Genomic DNA, 17,719 nt, shown 5'->3' with positions numbered 1-17,719 from the left:
CGGCTCCGCGGTAGCGGAGCCGGCCCGAGTGGTGTTGGTGGGTGTCAGCAGTCGAAGTACATGGCGAACTCGTGTGGGGTGGGGCGCAGGCGGACGGGGTCGACTTCGTTGGCGCGTTTCCAGTCGACCCAGGTGGAGATGAGGTCGGGGGTGAAGACGCCGCCTTCGAGGAGGTAGTCGTGGTCGGCTTCGAGGGAGTCGAGGACGGCGGGTAGGGAGCCGGGGACCTGCTTGACGTCGCCCCATTCCTCGGGCGGGAGGTCGTAGAGGTCCTTGTCGATGGGGGCGGGGGGTTCGATTTTGCTCTTGATGCCGTCGAGGCCGGCCATCATCATCGCGGAGAAGGCGAGGTAGACGTTCGCGGACGGGTCGGGGACCCGGAACTCGACGCGCTTGGCCTTGGGGTTGCTGCCGGTGACGGGGATGCGGGTGCAGGCGGAGCGGTTGCGTTGGGAGTAGACCAGGTTGACCGGTGCTTCGTAGCCGGGTACGAGGCGGCGGTAGGAGTTGACCGTCGGGTTGGTGAAGGCCAGCAGTGACGGGGCGTGGTGCAGGAGGCCGCCGATGTACCAGCGGGCGGTGTCGGAGAGGCCGGCGTAGCCGGTCTCGTCGTAGAAGAGGGGTTCGCCGCCGAGCCAGAGGCTCTGGTGGGTGTGCATGCCGGAGCCGTTGTCGCCGAACAGCGGCTTGGGCATGAAGGTGGCGGTCTTGCCGTTGGCCCAGGCCTCGTTCTTCACGATGTACTTGAAGAGCTGGAGCTGGTCGCCGGCGTGTAGCAGGGTGGAGAACTTGTAGTTGATTTCGGCTTGGCCGGCGGTGCCGACCTCGTGGTGGGAGCGTTCCACGGTGAAGCCGGTGTCGATGAGGCGGCGTACGATGCTGTCGCGGAGGTCGGCGTAGTGGTCGACCGGGGGGACGGGGAAGTAGCCGCCCTTGTAGGCGGTCTTGTAGCCGCGGTTGCCGCCTTCTTCTTCGCGGCCGGTGTTCCAGGCGCCCTCGATCGAGTCGATGTAGTAGAACGACTGGTGGGCGGAGGTTTCGTGGCGGATCGAGTCGAAGATGTAGAACTCGGCCTCGGCACCGAAGTAGGCGGTGTCGGCGATCCCGGACGCGGCGAGGTACGCCTCGGCCTTCTTCGCGACGTTCCGCGGGTCGCGGGAGTAGGCCTCGCGGGTGAACGGGTCGTGGATGAAGAAGTTCAACGCGAGGGTCTTCTGCGCCCGGAACGGGTCGATGAAGGCGGTGGCGACGTCCGGGAGCAGGAGCATGTCCGACTCGTGGATCGCCTGGAAGCCCCGGATCGACGACCCGTCGAACGCGAGACCATCAGTGAAGAAGTTGTCGTCGACAGACTCCACCGGCAGATTGAAATGCTGCATCACACCCGGCAGGTCACAGAAACGTACGTCGACGAACTTCACGTCCTCGTTCTTGAGGTAACGCAGGAGTTCCTCGGGATTGGCGAACACTCGTCCTCCTGGCAACGTCCACGGGGTAGCTAGGCTCCTGGCGACGCTATGGCCGTGCGGTTGCCCGGCCATGTCTCCAGTGTTTCTGCCGTGTTACGTCCCTCGCGTTGTGTCATGTTCCCTGGTGGGACGGACCCGATACGCGACGGACTGGTCCGGCTGTGCCAGTGTAGTGAAAATTGCTGCTATTGACCCTTTTCGGTATCACGTGCCGGACCTGCGCCGGGCCCGTGCCCGTGTGCTGGCTAGTCTTGTCCGCTGTGACGACCGAGCCCCACCACGCGCCGCCGCCCGCCACCGACCCCACCTTCGCCCCGGCCGACCTGGGCCGCCGCTTCGGGGCACTGGTCATCGACTGGGTGCTCTGCCTGCTCGCGTCGGGCCTGTTCGCCAGCCCCACCGGAGACCCGTGGGCGCCGGTCGTCGTGTTGATCGTGATGTACGGCTTCTTCCTCGGCCTGTTCGCACAGACCCCCGGCATGTACGTCACCAGGATCCGCTGCGTGGCCTGGGTCGACGGCGGACGGATCGGACTGGTCCGGGCCCTGCTGCGCGGCGTCCTGCTGGCGTTGGTCGTCCCCGCACTGCTGATGGACCAGCACCGGCGGGGCCTGCACGACCGCCTCAGCGGCGCGGTCGTCGTCCCGGCCGTACGCGCCGGGCGCTGACCGCCCGACCCGACCTCAGCGGCCCCGGCTCTGCCGGAAGGCACCGCGCGGCGGGCGGAGGTTCTTCGGGATGGCGCCCTTGGGCATCTGCGGCCGGGCGGTGAGCGCCTTGAGTCGCTTGTCCAGCGAGTTGACGTCCTTGCCGCTGAGGTTGCGCGGCAGCCGCATCAGCGTCATCCGCAGCTTGCGGATCGGCAGCTCGCCCTCGTCCTGGCCGATGACGTAGTCGTAGAGCGGTGCATTGCCGATCACCTTGGCGAGCCGACGCTTCTCCTGGCCGAGCAGCCCGCGTACCCGCTGGGGGTTGCCCTCCGCCAGCAGGATCACGCCCGGCTTGCCGATGACCAGGTGGACCATGTCCATCTGGGTGGTCGAGCTGACCGCCGGGGAGACCCGCCAGTCGCCCCGCATGTTCTCCATGATCTGCGCGGCGGCGCCCGGCTGCCCCTCGGCCGCGTTCATCATCGCCCGGTTCGACCGCAGGTTGAGCACGATCAGCAGGGCGAGCAGGGCGAACAGGATGCCCAACGGCAACCACAACCAGCCCCAGATCATGACCGCGACCACGGTCAGCGCGAGCGGAATCAGCACCGCGCCGGCCGCCAGTGGCGCGAACCACTTGTCCTGCTTGGCGGTGAACCGGAACACCAACCCGATCTGCTTCAGCCGCTGGCCGAACGAGACCTTCTCCTGGGGCTTTGCCATGCGCCCGAGTCTAGTGGTCGCTCGCCGCGCGGTTGATCCCCGGCCGGTCCCTGCCCGTCGGGTGCCGCTCGCCGGCCCGTCCTGGACCGGGGTTCGTGCGGTCGGTCGCCGACGCAGCCGGCGGAACCCTGTCGACGCCGGTCGGCTCAGCCGGCGACGGCGACGCTCTCGCGGGCGGCCAGGGCCTGCTGGTAGAGGCGGCCGGCGCGGTAGGAGGAGCGCACCAGCGGCCCGCTCATCACCCCGGCGAAGCCGATCTCCTCGGCCTCCTCGCGCAGCTCGACGAACTCCTCCGGCTTGACCCAGCGCTCTACCGGGTGGTGCCGGGGGGAGGGACGCAGGTACTGCGTGATGGTGATCAGCTCACAACCGGCGGAGTGCAGGTCGCGCAGCGCCTGGGAGACCTCGGCGCGCTCCTCGCCCATCCCCAGGATCAGGTTGCTCTTGGTGACCAGCCCGGCCGCGCGGGCCTGGCTGATGACGTCCAGCGAGCGCTCGTAGCGGAACGCCGGCCGGATCCGCTTGAAGATGCGCGGCACCGTCTCGACGTTGTGCGCCAGCACCTCGGGCCGGGCGCCGAACACCTCGGCGAGCTGCTCGGGGACGGCGTTGAAGTCGGGGATCAGCAGCTCGACGCCACAGCCCGGTTGCAGGGCGTGGATCTGCCGGACGGTCTCCGCGTACAGCCAGGCGCCGCCGTCGGGCAGGTCGTCACGGGCGACGCCGGTGATGGTGGCGTACCGCAGGCCCATCGAGACCACCGACTCGGCGACCCGGCGCGGCTCGTCGGCGTCGAACTCGGCCGGCTTGCCCGTGTCGATCTGGCAGAAGTCGCAGCGGCGGGTGCACTGGTCGCCGCCGATGAGGAAGGTGGCCTCCCGGTCCTCCCAGCACTCGTAGATGTTGGGGCAACCGGCCTCCTGGCACACGGTGTGCAGCCCCTCGCGCGAGACCAGCCCGCGCAACTGGGTGTACTCCGGGCCCATCTTGGCCTTGACCTTGATCCACGGTGGTTTGCGCTCGATCGGCGTCTCGGCGTTGCGTGCCTCGATCCGCAGCAGTCGCCGCCCCTCGGGAGCGGGCGTCGCGGTACGCGCGGCCTGGCCGGTCGTTGGCGCGGAGTGCTCGATCGTCACAAAACGAGCCTACGCCGGATGGTGGCCGTCGATGAACAGGGGCGACGGCCGTCACCTCGGAAATCCTGTGACGCCGGACACCGAGGGCGGGAATCACGCGTCACAGGACGGCCCGATCGGGTGCTAGCGTGGTCGTTCGAGAGCGACGACGGAGCCGAGTAGCGCCCCGATCCGCCAGTTGAAGAGAGCCGCCGGTTGCTGTGAGGCGGTCTGGCGTCGGGCCGTGAAGACCCTCCCGAGCTGCGGGAAGAACGGCGTGTGATGTGTAAGGAAGGGCCCCCTGCTAACGCCTGCGGTAGAGCAGGGGACCCCGCCTAACATCCGCGCCCAGTAGAGCCCGCCCGGCTGGCCCCGGTGAAAAGGCGACGAATGAGGCCCCCGTCCCGACGGGGGCGAAGGTGTGGTGGCACCGCGAGGTTCCCGCTCGCCCACACCTCCCGGGGATCGCGTTGCGATCGACGAGGAGGTAACCGTGCAACGCATCCTGTCCGACCGACTCACCCCGCACACCGGCCGTACCGTCCGGATCGCCGGCTGGGTCCACCGCCGCCGACTGCTCAAGTCGGTGGCCTTCCTGATCGTCCGGGACGCCGCCGGCCTCACCCAGGTGGTGGTCACCGACCCGGCGGTCCGCGCCGAGATCGAGGCGCTGCCCGAGGAGAGCGTCGTCGAAGTCGACGGCACGGTGGTCGCCAACGCCACCGCGCCCGCCGGGGTCGAGCTGACCGACCCGGTGGTACGCCCGCTCGGGCCGCCCGCCGTACCGCCGCCCTTCGACCTGTACCGGCCGACGCTCACCGCCAGCCTGCCCACCCAGCTCGACCACGCACCCGTCGCGCTGCGCCACCCGAGCCGCTCGGCGGCACTGCGCATCTCGGCGGCGGCGGTGGCCGGCTTCCGGGCCACGCTGGACGCCCGACGGTTCGTCGAGATCCACACCCCGAAGGTCGTCGGCTCGTCCACCGAGAGCGGGGCGAACGTCTTCGCGCTCGACTGGTTCGGCCGTCCGGCGTACCTGGCCCAGTCACCGCAGTTCTACAAGCAGCTCATGGTCGGTGTCTTCGAGCGGGTCTACGAGGTCGGGCCGGTGTTCCGCGCCGAGCCGCACGACACCGTACGGCACCTGGCGCAGTACACCTCCCTCGACGCCGAGCTGGGCTTCGTCACCGACCACCGGGACGTGATGGAGGTCCTGCGGGACACCCTGGCCGGCATGATGGAGACGGTCGACGACCGGGCCGGCGCCGCGTTGGCCACCCTCGGCGTGCAGGTGCCCGCCGTACCGGCGCAGATCCCGGACGTGCACTTCACCGAGGCCCTGCGGATCGCCGGGGCACCCGCCGACGAACCGGACCTGGCGCCCGCCCACGAACGGGCGCTGGGCGAGTGGGCGCAGCGGGAACACGGCTCCGACTTCGTCTTCGTCACCGGGTACCCGATGGCGAAGCGGCCCTTCTACACCCACCCCGACCCGGACCGGCCGGACTACTCGAACGGCTTCGACCTGCTCTTCCGTGGCCTGGAACTGGTGACCGGAGGGCAGCGGCTGCACCGGCACGCCGACTACCTGTCCGCCCTCGTCGCCCGGGGCGAACCGGTCGAGCCGTACGCCGGATACGTCGACGCCTTCCGGCACGGCATGCCGCCGCACGGCGGGTTCGCCATCGGTCTGGAACGCTTCGTCGCCCGGCTGACCGGAGCCGCCAACGTCCGCGAGGTCACCGCCTTCCCCCGCGACCTCCACCGCCTCACACCCTGACCCCGTCCGCCGTCCGCCGTCCGCCGTCCGCCGTCCGCCGTCCGCCGTCCGCCGTCCGCCGTCCGCCGTCCGCCGTCCGCCGTCCGCCGTCCGCCGTCCGATCCCGTCGATCATGGAGTTGTGGCACTGGAATCGCGGATGTATTTCCGTTTTGTTCCGACCACAACTCCATGATCGACGGGCGAACGGAGCGGGCGAACGGAGCGGGCGGGCGGGCGGGGGTGGTGGGCCGACGGGCGGCGGGACGCTCAGGTGAGGTGGCGGAGTTTGGCGCGGGCGGCGCGGCGGGCGATGGGGCCGAGGTCGTCGATCACCTCGACCAGGACGGCGAGTCGTTCCAGGGCGTCGAACGCGGAGCGCGCGCCGTCCGGGTCGACGCCGTCGTAGAGTTCCAGGCCGATGAAGGCGGCGCTGACGGCACGGGCCAGTCCGGTGGGGTCGACGACCGGGGCGATCGGTGAGCCGTCGAGCAGTCGCCGCAGCACCGACTCGATCTCGACCGTCCAGATCCGCAGGGCCGCTGCGGTGGACTCGGCGAGCGTGGGGTCGTTCTGTGCGCCGGCCAGCAGCTGGGCCAGCACCGCGAGGTTGCCCTCGGCCTGTTCCTGGTGGTGCAGGGTACGCCCGACGTCGAGCAGTTCGCGCAGGGACGACACCTCGGCGAAACGGGCCCGGTACGCGGCCACCCGGGTGCTGGTGACACTCCGGCACGCCTCGGCCAGCAGTTCGTCGACGCTGCCGAAGTGATAGAAGACCAGCGCCTGGTTGACGCCGGCCGTGGCCGCGATCGTCCGCGCCGACACACCGGCGATGCCGTGCGCACGGATCGCGGCGATGGCACCGTCGATCAGTTTGTCCCGGGTGGCCATGGTGTCCTCTCGTCTACTCCCGGGGATTCTCGCGCAGCGGGCGTACGGCGGCGGGCACCGGTGTCCGGTGCGACGGGACGTAGTCGACGGTGAAGCCGCCCTCGTAGCCGAAGAGCGGACCGAACCGGCGGTTGGTGACCCTGACCTCGATGCGGAACCGGTCGGTCCGGTCGTCGTACCACTCGCGTACGCGTGCCTCGCCGGTCAGCGCGGCGGGGCAGGGCAGCCCGTTCGGGAACCGCTGGACGCCACTGCGGATGGTCAGCCCACCGGCGGCGTCGACGGAGAGGTGCAGGTCGACGGCGAGGTGTTGGTGCGTACCGAGATAGTCGACCAGGACCCCGCGACGGGCGCTCCACACCATCGTGGCGTCGAAGCGTCGCCGCCGGTGTGGGGTGACCTGGAAGGTGCGGACGAAGGTCAGGGTGGGGCGGCCGTACGTGTCGGTGTAGGCGTAGTTCTCGATGGTGAACGGGATCTGCCGGCCGGTCTCCGGGAAGAGGATGTGGCGCAGGCTGCCGAGGCGCAGGAACGGCCCCGTGAAGGCGCCGCCGCGCCAGACCCGGTCCATCGTCCCGGTGCCGACGCAGCCGAGGTCGGGTTCGCCGTCGACCGCGAAGCGGCGGCGCAGGTGCGGGTGCAGACGGTCGAAGTCGTCGCCGAGGGCATGCTGGAAGACGGAGGTCACAGGTGCTCCAGGAGGCGGGGTGGCCGGGCGGCGAGGCGGTCCGGCGGGCGGCGCCGGCAGCGTCGGGCCGCCGGAGTGTGCGGATGCGGGGGTATCAGACAGGCGGCTGACGTGGCGACGACCAGCGCGAGGGCGGCCGACGTCCGGCCCGCGACTCCGGCCGCCGCGGTGACCGCGACCACCGCGAGCAGCCGGAGGGCGACGTCGCGGACCGCGTTGGCCCGGGCACGTTCCGGGGGTACGCCGGCCGTCAACCAGAGCCGCAGCCGGTCGAAGGACCACGCGGTGGCCCAGCCGAACAGCGGCCGGAAGGCGAGGTCGGCGAGCCGACCCAGGAGACCCCACCGAGGGGTGTACGAGTAGCCGGTCAGGAACCGGACGCCGTGCGGCCCGGGCAGGTAGCGCCAGTGGCCGGAGCCGGCGGCGACCAGTGACCGAGGGTCGTCGGAGCCGAACCGCAGTGCCGAGGTGCGGGTGCCGTCGGGACGCTGCCGCTCACCGGCGTGGACACCCCACCCACGCACGGTGAGCCTGGGGAGCACGGTGGTGGCGTACCGGAATCGGGCGGGTCGGCTGCCCGGCACCGGGTCGATCCGGCTGAACCGCACGTCCCATCGACGGTGCTCCCCGGGATCCTGGGTCGCCCACCAGACCTGCTCCATCGGTGCGTCGATGAGCGTCTCGACATAAACAGACCGCATGTCCACCCCCGAGTTTGAGCGACCGCTTAAACGTAACCGAATTTAAGCACTCGCTCAAGAGGTGTCGGCGTGAAGGTGCGCTCCCCCGGTCGCGGCCTGGTGCACGCCGGGGAGTGCACCCGGGTCACGCGCCGCGATCATGGGCTTGTGGTGGGGACGAGTCTGGCGAATGCCCTCAAAAAGGAAGCCACAACTCCATGATCGGCGGCGCGGCGGCGCGGCGGCGCGGCGCGGCGGGGCGCGGCGGGCGCGTGGCCGGGCGGTCCGTTCGTGGGCGACGGCCCCGGCGGTCAGGCGGTGGTGATGGTGGGCAGGTGGCGCTCGACGACGGGGAGCACCTCGGCCACGGTGACCGGGCGCCCCAACTCGGCCGAGAGCGAGGTGACCCCGGCGTCCCGGATGCCGCACGGCACGATCCGGTCGAAGTACGTCAGGTCGCAGTCGCAGTTGATCGAGAATCCGTGCAGGGTGACGCCCCGGGCGACCCGGATGCCGATGGCGGCCACCTTGCGGTCCGGGCCCCGGTCGTCAGCCGGCACCCAGACGCCGCTGCGACCGTCGACGCGGGAGGCGGTCAGGCCGAACTCGGCGCACACGTCGATCAGCAACTGCTCGACCCGCCGGACGTATGCGACCACGTCGACCGGGTCGGGCAGGCGCAGGATCGGGTAGCCGACGAGTTGCCCGGGACCATGCCAGGTGATCTTGCCGCCGCGATCCACGTCGACCACGGGGGTGCCGTCCATCGGCCGGTCCCACGGCTCGGTGCGCTTGCCGGCGGTGTAGACGCTCGGGTGCTCCAGCAGCAGCACCGTGTCGCCCCGCTCCCCGGAGACCACGGTCTCGTGCAGGCGGCGCTGCTCGTCCCAGGCGGCGGTGTAGTCGAGGACGCCGGCACGTACGGCCGTCAGGCCGGAGGTCGTCGCGGTCACGCGTACCAGCCTAGACCCGTACCCGCTGGTCACCTCCGGTGAGCCGGCTCACGGGCCGGGCGGCTCAGCGCTGCCCGACGCGCCACAGCCAGACGTCCTCGACGCGTTCCGGCTCGCCGAAGAGCAGCGTCAACGTCCGGCGTACCGCCTCCTCGTCGACCGGCCACTTGGCGCCGTGCACCTCGTCGGGGAGCACCACCGTCTCGATCCGCCAGTGCTCCAGGTCGACGCGTACCTCCTCGCGGGTGCCCTCGGTGACGATCGGCGGCAGGCCGCTGCGCGCGGCCTGGTCGAGCAGCGCGCCGAACGGACGCGGCACCGGCCCGATCCGGCCCCGGCCGTCGGGCCCGCCCGGGCCGAGGAAGAAGCCGGACGGGATGGCGAACTCACCCTGCCGGTTCGCCAGCGCGTACGCCTGCCAGCGCTGGCCGTCCGGGTAGACGTCGAGGGCCAGCGGCGCCGGGGTCAGCACCCCGCCCGGGGAGACGTAGTCGCGCCACGCGCCGGAGGTGATGAAGCGCGGGATCGGCTCCCGTTCGATGGTGAGCAGCGGCGTCGGGACCAGCGGCACCAGCGCCACCGCGAAGGCGGCCGTCCAGGCCACCGCCGCCGCCCGACCCGGCCGGTGGTGGCGGAGCCGGTCCACGGCGAACGCCAACAGCAGCCCGATCACCGGCGTCACCACCAGCGCGAGTCGGGCCGGCAGCGCGGCGTTCACGACGGGGAGCTGCCCGAGCAGGTCGAACGGCATGGGCAGGTCGGTGCGGTGGCCGTTGACCTTCGCCACCGGCCCGAAGGAGAGCGCGGTGAAGGCCACCGCCACGACGCCCAGCCCCCACAGCGTGGCCCGGCGTCGTGGCGTGGCCGACCGCCACAGCAGGGCGAAGCAGGCGACCGTGAGCAGCAGCAGGGGCAGCCCGAAGAAGGAGTTCTCCTCGGTCGGGTTCGGCGCCAGCGAGGTGCCCAGTCCGGCCTCGCCGGCCAGCGATCGGCGCGGGTAGGCGGCGTACGCGGCGATGTCCTCGGAGTGGATCACCGAGTCGAATCCGGTGCCGTGGAAGCGTTGGGGCCCGGCGAAGTGCAGCCAGAGCGGGTACGCCAGCAGCACCCCGGCGACCACGGTGGTCACCGCGAGGCCGCGCAGGAACGACGGCAGCACGGACCGGGCCTCGACCCGGTTGGCCGGGTGCAGCGCCCAGACGGCGACGAACAGGCCGAGCGCCAGCGCGGTGAAGAAGAGCCCCTCGGCGGCGATGGAGAAGGAGATCGCGACGAGTACGCCGAGGATCGCCCCGTCGCGCAGCGGGTGCGCCGACCGGCGCAGCACGAACAGCCGCCACACCAGCAGCGGCACCAGCCAGCCGGCGGTCCAGTTCAGGTGGGCGTTGGCGTGCGAGACCATGCCGGGGGAGAAGCCGATGAACAGTCCGCCGACGGCGGCGGCGAGGCGACTGCCGACGAGGTGCCGGGAGAGCAGCCAGTACCAGGCGACGGCGGTCGCGGCCAGGTTCAGCGTCAGGATCACCAGGAAGGTGGCCGGCGGCCCGATCAGGTACGTCAGCGGGGCGAAGACCACCGCGTACACGGTGATCGAGGTGTTGACCGCGAGGTTGACGCCGTCCGGGACGTTGATCAGGTACGTGAAGAACGGGTTCTCGCCGTGGCTGACCGTGTGACCACCGAAGGCCAGCAGCCACTCGAACAGTGCCTGGTCGCTGGAGTTGACCGTGATCGCGCGACCGTTCGGGTCTGACCACAGCCCGCTGGTCACCCAGACGGCGAGCGCCAGCGCGATCAACGTCACGATCAGGTCGGCGCGGCGGTCACGGGTGACGCGCGGCGGCGAGGTGGTCAGGGACGCCGAGGACGGGGAGCTTGGCACCTAGCGGACGTTACCAACCGCACCGGACACCTCAGGTCAGACCCGTCACCTCCGCCTGTAAGGAAGGGCCCCCTGCTAACGCCTGGTGTAGATAAAGGGACCCTTCCTAACATCTGGGCGCGGCGCGGCGGTGCCGAACGCACCAGGAGGGCAGGACGGGTGCGATCAGGCGTGCGGGACGGGTGCGGTCAGTCGTGCAGGGCGGCGTGCAGGGCCGTGGGCAGGGCCGTGGGCAGGTCGGGGTGGCGGAAGGTGAAGGCGGCCCGGTTGAGTACGCCGGGCAGAACCCGCGTGCTGGTCAGCGCCTCCTGGGCGAAGCCGCCGAGGACCGCCTTCAGGGCCAGCGCCGGGATCGGGATGACCGCCGGACGGCGCAACTGGCGGGCCAACTCCCGGGTGAACTCGGCGTTGGTGACCGGTGCCGGCCCGACCGCGTTCACCGGGCCGTTCAGGTCGGCGCGGGCCAGCAGGAACGTGACCGCGTGCAGCCAGTCGGTCATCGAGATCCACGGGATCCACTGGCGTCCGCTGCCGAGCCGACCGGCGATACCCAGCTTGAACGGCAGCAACTGCGGCTTGAGCAGCCCGCCGTCGCGGTGCAGCGGCAGTCCGGTCCGCAGCCGCACCACCCGTACCCCGGCGTCCTCGGCCGGGCGGGTGGCCGCCTCCCACACCCGGGCCACGTCGGCCAGGAAGCCCTCACCGGCCGGCGCGTCCTCCTCGACCACCCGGTCGCCGGTGTTGCCGTACCAGCCGATCGCCGAGGCGTTCAGCAGCACCTCGGGCCGGTCGGCCTCGGACAGACCGGCCATGGTGATGGCCAGGGTGCTGGTGGTGTCCACCCGGCTGGCGCGGATGAGCTGCTTGTACTGGTCGTTCCAGCGGCGGTCGCCCACCCCGGCGCCGGCCAGGTTGACCACCGCGTCCGCCTCCGCGACCAGCGCCGGGTCGAGCTGCGCCGCCGACGGGTTCCACTGCCGCTGGTCCGGGCGGCGCGGTGGCCGCCGGACCAGCCGGGTGACCTGGTGCCCGTCGGCCACGAGCAGGTCGACCAGTCGGGTGCCGAGGAAGCCGGACGCACCGGCCATCAGGATCCGCATACAGACATCTTCGGGTACGCGCAGCCGTCCGGCTGGGTCGAGTCGGTCACGCCGATGTCTCGGCTGACCCGACGTGGGTCTGTCGAACGACGACGTCAGGGGCGGCGCACGTGCCGGACGTCGACCAGTTCCGTCAGACCGGCGAAGTCGTTCGGGTTGGTCGTGTAGAGCGGCAGGCGGTTGGCATGGGCCACCGAGGCGATCATGAGATCGGCGAGCCGACGGCGGGTGGTGCGGCCGGTGGCGAGGACGGCGCTGGAGATCATCCCGAACGCTCGGGCCGCCTCGGCGTCGAACGGTAGCGGGTCGAAGGTGGCCTCGGTGTGTTGGAGCACGCTGGTCCGGCGGGCTCGTTCAGCGTAATCGTCGGCGTGGTGCGGGCCGGCGGACAGTTCCGCGAGCGTCACGGCGCTGATCACCATCTCCTCCGGCAGTTCGTCCGGGTCCAGCGCGCCGAGGAGGATCACGATGTTCGTGTCGATCAGGCCCCGGGTCGTGCTCTCACCACTCACGATCGAACGGGTCCTGATCGACGGCGGAGTCGAGATCTCGGCGGAATCGCTCCGCGTCGAGCGGGGGCGCGGTGGCGAATGCGGCCATCACTTCGGCGCGCGGAACGAAGGTGCGCCGCCGAAGCGGGATCAGCTTGCCGATGGGGGTGCCGTTACGGGTGATGACGTAGGAGTCTCCGCGCTCCACCCCGCGCATGATCGCGCCGGAGTCGTTGCGCAACTCTCGCTGTGTGATCTCCCGATGGGCGTGCTCAGCCACCCGCCCATTCTAGCCATGGGTGCTACAGAGTGCTACGCATGTCACGGGTGCGGGTCGGTTGGGTTGTCGTGCCAGCGGGCGCGGTAGGCGGCCTCGGCCGCCTCGTGGGCGGTGCGCTCCTCGAAGACCGCCGCGCGCAACGCGTGCCGGGCCTCGGACATCACCACCACCTCGGTGACGATCATGCCGACCAGGATCACGGCGAGTACACCGAGCGCGAGCAGTCCGGGCAGCGGCATGGCGATCGGGATGCCCAGCGCGAGCAGGCCCACGGTGCCCAGCCGGAGCCAGGAGAGGGTGCGCAGGGTGCGCCACTGGAACAGCATGTTCCCGACCAGATAGCAGAGCGCCCCGGAGAACAGCAGCGGCACGTCCGGTCCCTGGGCCGGCTGGCTGATGGGTACGCCGGGCTCGGCGATGTCGTGCACGATGCCCTCGGCGCCGAGGGCGAACAGCAGGATGCCGACGATCATCGGCAGATAGAGATAGGCGTACGCGTCGCGGGCCATCAGCACCCGGGGGCGGCCCTGGCTGGCGTGCAGCGCGATCCGCGCGGCCGGACCGATCACGTCGTAGTGGATCCACCACATGGCCGCGCTGAAGACGATGCCGAACACGGCGGCGGTCACCCCCGGCAGGGTGGGTGCCTGGCCGAGCAGGTTGCTGCCCAGGCCGATGGAGATCACCGACTCGCCGAGCGCGATGATCAGGATCAGGTCGTACCGTTCGGTCCAGTGCTCGGCCGACGTCACTCCCCAGCCCCAGGTGCGGGCCAGCAGCCCGGTGCCGTACTGGAGCAGCACGACGCTGATCCACAGGCCGTCCCGGACCAGCGCCGCCATGTCGTCGTCGGGCAGGTGACCGGGGAGCAGGGCGGCGACGAGCAGCAGCGCGGTGCTCAGGGTCAGCTCGGGGGCGTACCGGAGCAGTTGGCGGCGTTCCACCGGGTCGTCGCGGACGGCGCGCAGGAACAGCGCCAGGTGTACGGCCCGGATGACCACGTAGCTGACCGCCACCACGATCGGCCCGGCCTCGGTGCCGCCGCCGCCCATGAACGCCTGGGGCAGCGCGAGCGCGAAGCAGAACAGCGCGGCCATCCCGGCGACCATCAGGACGGGTACGAAGCCCTCGCCGATGCGTACCCGGGTGGCCACCACGGTGTGCACCACCCAGCACCACCACAGCACGGCGAGGACCAGCAGGGCGTGCAGCAGTTGCCGGTCGGTGATGTTCGCGGCGGTGGCCCGGGCGATGTTGAAGAAGGAGAAGACGAAGACCAGGTCGAAGAAGACCTCGAACTTGTCGACCCGGGCGCCCGGTGCGATCCCGACCGCCGGCCCCAGCCGGTGCCGTCGGCGCCTCTCGTCCACGGCCTGAGTGTGGCAGCGGCGCCGGTCGCCCGGGTGCATTTCGGATCAGCCCCCCGGGCGGTAACGCAGCCCGTCCATCAGCAGGTCCAGCAGCCGTCGTGCCTGGTCGCGCTGGTCTCGGCCGCCTGAGGCGAGACTGACGCCGCTGAGGCCGACCAGTACGTCGGCGGGGTCGACGTCGGCGCGTACGGTCCCGGCTGCCGCGCCCGCGTCGAGCAGCAGGCCGATCGCGCCGAGGAGGCGGTCGCGGCTCTGGGCGTACGGGTTGGCGCCGGCGGCGATCACCAGCCGGAGCGCGTCGGCCATCTCCCGTTTGGTGGTGAGGTAGTCGATGAACCGGTCCATCCACTCCCGGATCGCCTCGACCGGTGGGAGGCGGTCGCGGAGTTCGGCCGCCGCGTCGCAGAGTTTCGCCAGTTCGTTGCGGTAGGCCGCCTCGACGAGCGACTCCCGGGTGGGGAAGTGGCGATAGAGGGTGCCGATGCCGACCCCGGCGTCCTTGGCGATCGAGTCGAGGGTTACCTCCGGGCCTGCCTGGGAAAACGCCCGGACGGCCGCGTCCAGCAGCCGCTCGCGGTTGCGCTGGGCGTCGGCGCGGAGCGGTCGGGGACCGGTCTGCGGCACGTCTCCTCCTGAACTGGGCCGGAACCCGGGTGGCAAGCGGAGGAGCCTCCGGTTAGTGTGGTGGTAACGGAGGAGCCTCCGCTTCTCATCGTAGCGGCGGTCCACACCCGCCGCGCCTCTGTCGACAAGGATGGATCATGGCCATCGGTACGCCTGTCAGCACCCCGTTCACCGCCGAGTCCACCGCGCTGGAGGTCGTCGCGGGCATCGACCTCACCGGTCGCCGGGCCGTCGTCACCGGCGGCGGATCGGGCATCGGGGTCGAGACCGCCCGTGCGCTCGCTGCCGCCGGAGCCGACGTCACCCTGGCCGTACGCCAGCCCGACCAGGGCCACCGCGCGGCCGAGGAGATCACCCGTACCACCGGCAACGACCGGATCACGGTGGCCGCGCTCGACCTGGCCGACCCGGCCTCGGTCGCCGCCTTCGTGGCGAACTGGGACGGACCCCTGCACATCCTGGTCAACAACGCCGGCATGATGGCCTCGCCCGAGATGCGGACGCCGCAGGGCTGGGAGATGCAGTTCGCCACCAACCATCTCGGCCACTTCGCGCTGGCCACCGGGCTGCGTCCGGCCCTTGCCGCAGCCGGGGGCGCCCGCGTCGTCTCGGTCAGCTCGGCGGCCCACCTGCGCTCACCCGTCGACTTCGACGACATCCACTTCGCGAAGCGCGAGTACGAGCCGTGGACCGCGTACGGGCAGTCCAAGACCGCGAACGTCCTCTTCGCCGTGGAGGCGAGCCGCCGCTGGGCCGACGACGGCATCCTGTCCAACGCGCTGCACCCCGGAGGGATCCGGACCAACCTCCAGCGGTACGTGGACGAGGAGGAACTGGCCCGGCTGCGCGCCTCCAGCGGCCCGGCCGCCCCCTGGAAGACGCCCGAGCAGGGGGCCGCCACATCCGTGCTGGTGGCCACCTCGCCGCTGCTCGACGGTGTCGGCGGGCGCTACTTCGAGGACTGCCAGCAGGCCGGGCCGCACGAGCCCGGCACCCGGACCGGCGTCGCCGCGTACGCCGTCGACCCGGAGACCGCCCAGCGGCTCTGGCAGGTCAGCGAGCAGACCCTGGCCGGTTGAGCCGGCCGGTGTCGCAGGTCGGGGTGCCGGCAGGTGCCGATGGCGACCCGGTCGGCCGCACCGACGGACGAGGGCGCCCCGGTCACCTGACCGGGGCGCCCTCTCGTGCTGCTGACGGCGGTTAGAGGCCCAGCTCGGCCTCGAAGTTGCCGGCCTCCAGCCGCTCCTTGACCGCGACCAGGAAGCGGGCCGCGTCGGCACCGTCGATCAGTCGGTGGTCGTAGGAGAGGGCCAGGTAGATCATCGACCGGACCGCGACGACCTCGCCCAGCTCCGCGTCGTTGACCACGACCGGGCGCTTGACGACGGCACCCGTGCCGAGCATCGCCGACTGCGGCGACGGCACGATCGGGGTGTCGAAGAGTGCGCCCCGGCTGCCGGTGTTGGTCAGCGTGAACGTCGCACCGGCGATCTCGTCCGGGCTGATCTTGTTGGTCCGGGTGCGCTCGGCCAGGTCGGCCACCCGCTTGGCGATGCCGCCCAGGTTGAGGTCACCGGCGTTGTGGATGACCGGCACCAGCAGGCCCCGCTCGGTGTCCACGGCGATGCCGAGGTTCTCGGCGTCCGGGTACGTGATCGTCCCGCCGTCGAGGTCCATCCGGGCGTTGACGATCGGGTACGTCTGGAGCGCCTCGATCGCGGCGAGGGCGAAGAACGGCAGGAACGACAGCTTGACGCCGTGCCGGGCCAGGAACGACTCCTTGGCCTGCGCCCGCAGCTTGGCGATCTTGGTGACGTCCACCTCGATCACGGTGGTGAGCTGCGCCATCTCGTGCAGCGACTGCTGCATCCGCTTGGCGATCGCCGAACGGATCCGGGGCAGCTTCTCGGTCGTACCGCGCTTGGCGCTCGGCTGCGGCTTGGCGGCCGGCTTGGTCGGGGTCGTGGCGGCGGCCTGCGGTGCCGCGGCGGGCGCGGCCTGGGCGGCCTTGGCCTTCTCGGCCGCGTCCAGCACGTCCTGCTTGCGGATCCGCCCGCCGACCCCGGTGCCGTTGAGCGAGGCGAGGTCGACACCGTGCTCACCAGCCAGCTTGCGGACCAGCGGCGTCACGTACCCGGCCGACTGCTCACCGCCGTTCGACGGTGCCGCCGCGCGCTGCGGGGCGGGAGCGGCCGGCTGGGCGGCCTGCTCGGCCTTGGCCGGCTCCGGGGCCTTCTCGGCCTCGGGCGCGGGCTCGTTGTACGAGGCACCCGGCGTCGGCTCGGAGACCTCCTGCTTCGGCTCGGGCGTGGCCTCGGCCTTCGGCTCCGCCTTGGGCTCCGGCGTCGGCTCCGGCTTGGCCTCGGCTGGGGCGGCACCGGCCGCACCGACGACGGCCAGCGTGGCGCCCACCTCGGCGGTCTCGTCCTCGGCGACCTTGATCTCCAGGACGGTGCCGGCGACCGGGGAGGGGATCTCGGTGTCGACCTTGTCGGTGGAGACCTCCAGCAGCGGCTCGTCGACCTCGACGGTCTCGCCGACCTGCTTGAGCCAGCGGGTGACCGTACCCTCGGTGACGCTCTCGCCGAGGGCCGGCATCTGGACCGGGGAGCCCTCGCCCGACGGCGCGGAAGCCTGGGCCGGCTGCTCGGCCGGCTCCTCGACGGCCGACTGCTCCGCCTCGGCCTGCGGCTCCTCGGCAGCCTCGGCGGCCTGCTCGGCGGGGGCCTCCTCCTCCTGCTTCGGGGCGGCCTCACCGCCGGTCGACTCGCCCTCGCCGGAGATGACCGCCAGCTCGCTGCCGACCTCGGCCGTCTCGTCCTCGCCCACCACGATCCGGGTCAGCACGCCGGCCGCGGGCGACGGGATCTCGGTGTCGACCTTGTCGGTGGAAACCTCGAGCAGGGGCTCGTCGACCTCGACGGTCTCACCCTCCTGCTTGAGCCAGCGCGTGACGGTGCCCTCGGTGACGCTCTCGCCGAGCCGGGGCATGGTGACCGATACCGGCATGTTCTCCAGACTCCTTCATTTCCCTGGTGGGGGGAT

At 71.4% G+C, this 17,719-nt stretch carries 17 protein-coding genes; 3 read left to right on the top strand and 14 right to left on the bottom strand.

Annotated features, from left to right (window positions below):
- Positions 1 to 44: 44 nt before the first annotated feature.
- Positions 45 to 1,469: a type I glutamate--ammonia ligase gene (gene glnA, locus ACFYTT_RS19950; RefSeq protein WP_387260981.1), complete on the bottom strand. Its 1,425-nt coding sequence runs from the start codon at positions 1,467 to 1,469 to the stop codon at positions 45 to 47.
- A gap of 323 nt (positions 1,470 to 1,792) precedes the next feature.
- Here glnA and ACFYTT_RS19945 point away from each other — a divergent pair, with 323 nt between their 5' ends.
- Complete coding sequence (locus tag ACFYTT_RS19945) at positions 1,793 to 2,137, top strand: RDD family protein (protein ID WP_254877077.1); 345 nt, start codon at positions 1,793 to 1,795, stop codon at positions 2,135 to 2,137.
- 15 nt (positions 2,138 to 2,152) lie between these two features.
- Here the strand turns inward: ACFYTT_RS19945 and ACFYTT_RS19940 are convergent, their stop codons facing one another.
- Together ACFYTT_RS19940 and lipA are read right to left on the bottom strand one after the other, a co-directional pair.
- The gene (locus tag ACFYTT_RS19940) at positions 2,153 to 2,842 is read right to left on the bottom strand and encodes a DUF4191 domain-containing protein (protein WP_131055719.1); all 690 of its coding nucleotides are present in this window, start codon (positions 2,840 to 2,842) and stop codon (positions 2,153 to 2,155) included.
- Between the two features lie 146 nt (positions 2,843 to 2,988).
- Positions 2,989 to 3,978: a lipoyl synthase gene (gene lipA / locus ACFYTT_RS19935; RefSeq protein ID WP_131055717.1), complete on the bottom strand. Its 990-nt coding sequence runs from the start codon at positions 3,976 to 3,978 to the stop codon at positions 2,989 to 2,991.
- Positions 3,979 to 4,450: 472 nt separating this feature from the next.
- On the opposite strand from lipA, the gene aspS reads away from it, so the two are divergent.
- On the top strand, positions 4,451 to 5,737 hold the full coding sequence (gene aspS, locus ACFYTT_RS19930) for an aspartate--tRNA(Asn) ligase (RefSeq protein ID WP_387260976.1): 1,287 nt from the start codon (positions 4,451 to 4,453) through the stop codon (positions 5,735 to 5,737).
- A gap of 248 nt (positions 5,738 to 5,985) precedes the next feature.
- Here aspS and ACFYTT_RS19925 read toward each other — a convergent pair whose 3' ends face one another.
- From ACFYTT_RS19925 to ACFYTT_RS19880, 10 genes are all read right to left on the bottom strand, one after another.
- Positions 5,986 to 6,606: a TetR/AcrR family transcriptional regulator gene (locus tag ACFYTT_RS19925; RefSeq protein ID WP_131055713.1), complete on the bottom strand. Its 621-nt coding sequence runs from the start codon at positions 6,604 to 6,606 to the stop codon at positions 5,986 to 5,988.
- 13 nt (positions 6,607 to 6,619) lie between these two features.
- On the bottom strand, positions 6,620 to 7,294 hold the full coding sequence (locus ACFYTT_RS19920) for a DUF4166 domain-containing protein (RefSeq protein ID WP_176094941.1): 675 nt from the start codon (positions 7,292 to 7,294) through the stop codon (positions 6,620 to 6,622).
- The gene (locus ACFYTT_RS19915) at positions 7,291 to 7,995 is read right to left on the bottom strand and encodes a hypothetical protein (RefSeq protein ID WP_387260972.1); all 705 of its coding nucleotides are present in this window, start codon (positions 7,993 to 7,995) and stop codon (positions 7,291 to 7,293) included. Before ACFYTT_RS19915 ends, ACFYTT_RS19920 begins: the two co-directional genes overlap by 4 nt.
- Before the next feature lie 290 nt (positions 7,996 to 8,285).
- Positions 8,286 to 8,927 carry a lipoyl(octanoyl) transferase LipB gene (lipB, locus tag ACFYTT_RS19910; protein ID WP_357215660.1) on the bottom strand — a complete coding sequence of 214 codons (642 nt, stop codon included), beginning with the start codon at positions 8,925 to 8,927 and terminating at the stop codon, positions 8,286 to 8,288.
- 64 nt (positions 8,928 to 8,991) lie between these two features.
- Entirely contained in the window at positions 8,992 to 10,809 is a 1,818-nt protein-coding gene (locus ACFYTT_RS19905) for a DUF2079 domain-containing protein (protein ID WP_387260969.1), read from the bottom strand.
- Positions 10,810 to 10,997: 188 nt separating this feature from the next.
- Entirely contained in the window at positions 10,998 to 11,909 is a 912-nt protein-coding gene (locus tag ACFYTT_RS19900; protein ID WP_387260967.1) for a TIGR01777 family oxidoreductase, read from the bottom strand.
- Between the two features lie 95 nt (positions 11,910 to 12,004).
- Positions 12,005 to 12,421, bottom strand: a complete 417-nt coding sequence (locus ACFYTT_RS19895) for a type II toxin-antitoxin system VapC family toxin (protein WP_387260964.1) — start codon at positions 12,419 to 12,421, stop codon at positions 12,005 to 12,007.
- Positions 12,411 to 12,680 (bottom strand): type II toxin-antitoxin system Phd/YefM family antitoxin, encoded by a 270-nt coding sequence (locus tag ACFYTT_RS19890; protein ID WP_176094937.1) that lies wholly within the window; start codon positions 12,678 to 12,680, stop codon positions 12,411 to 12,413. The genes ACFYTT_RS19895 and ACFYTT_RS19890 overlap by 11 nt, the downstream gene beginning before the upstream one ends.
- Positions 12,681 to 12,721: 41 nt before the next feature.
- Entirely contained in the window at positions 12,722 to 14,050 is a 1,329-nt protein-coding gene (locus tag ACFYTT_RS19885; protein WP_387260961.1) for a low temperature requirement protein A, read from the bottom strand.
- Positions 14,051 to 14,095: 45 nt separating this feature from the next.
- A complete protein-coding gene (locus tag ACFYTT_RS19880; RefSeq protein WP_176094935.1) occupies positions 14,096 to 14,674 on the bottom strand; it encodes a TetR/AcrR family transcriptional regulator in 579 nt (192 codons plus the stop codon).
- Between the two features lie 137 nt (positions 14,675 to 14,811).
- On the opposite strand from ACFYTT_RS19880, the gene ACFYTT_RS19875 reads away from it, so the two are divergent.
- A complete protein-coding gene (locus ACFYTT_RS19875; RefSeq protein WP_387260959.1) occupies positions 14,812 to 15,753 on the top strand; it encodes an SDR family NAD(P)-dependent oxidoreductase in 942 nt (313 codons plus the stop codon).
- Between the two features lie 121 nt (positions 15,754 to 15,874).
- Here ACFYTT_RS19875 and sucB read toward each other — a convergent pair whose 3' ends face one another.
- Positions 15,875 to 17,683 carry a 2-oxoglutarate dehydrogenase, E2 component, dihydrolipoamide succinyltransferase gene (gene sucB / locus ACFYTT_RS19870; protein ID WP_387260956.1) on the bottom strand — a complete coding sequence of 603 codons (1,809 nt, stop codon included), beginning with the start codon at positions 17,681 to 17,683 and terminating at the stop codon, positions 15,875 to 15,877.
- Positions 17,684 to 17,719: the final 36 nt, after the last annotated feature.

Origin of the sequence: Micromonospora sp. NPDC003816, assembly GCF_042874705.1 — a bacterium.
In the GTDB taxonomy this organism is placed as follows: Bacteria; Actinomycetota; Actinomycetes; order Mycobacteriales; family Micromonosporaceae; genus Micromonospora.
The sequence above is the reverse complement of the archived record's forward strand: the minus strand, read 5'-3'. Positions and strand labels throughout refer to the sequence as shown.

Excerpts from the sequence above, each read along its gene's own strand:
- ACFYTT_RS19940 (WP_131055719.1), bottom strand. The coding sequence starts at position 2,842 with ATGGCAAAGCCCCAGGAGAAGGTCTCGTTCGGCCAGCGGCTGAAGCAG.
- ACFYTT_RS19925 (WP_131055713.1), bottom strand. The coding sequence starts at position 6,606 with ATGGCCACCCGGGACAAACTGATCGACGGTGCCATCGCCGCGATCCGT.
- ACFYTT_RS19915 (WP_387260972.1), bottom strand. The coding sequence starts at position 7,995 with ATGCGGTCTGTTTATGTCGAGACGCTCATCGACGCACCGATGGAGCAG.
- ACFYTT_RS19900 (WP_387260967.1), bottom strand. The coding sequence starts at position 11,909 with ATGCGGATCCTGATGGCCGGTGCGTCCGGCTTCCTCGGCACCCGACTG.
- ACFYTT_RS19875 (WP_387260959.1), top strand. The coding sequence starts at position 14,812 with ATGGCCATCGGTACGCCTGTCAGCACCCCGTTCACCGCCGAGTCCACC.
- sucB (WP_387260956.1), bottom strand. The coding sequence starts at position 17,683 with ATGCCGGTATCGGTCACCATGCCCCGGCTCGGCGAGAGCGTCACCGAG.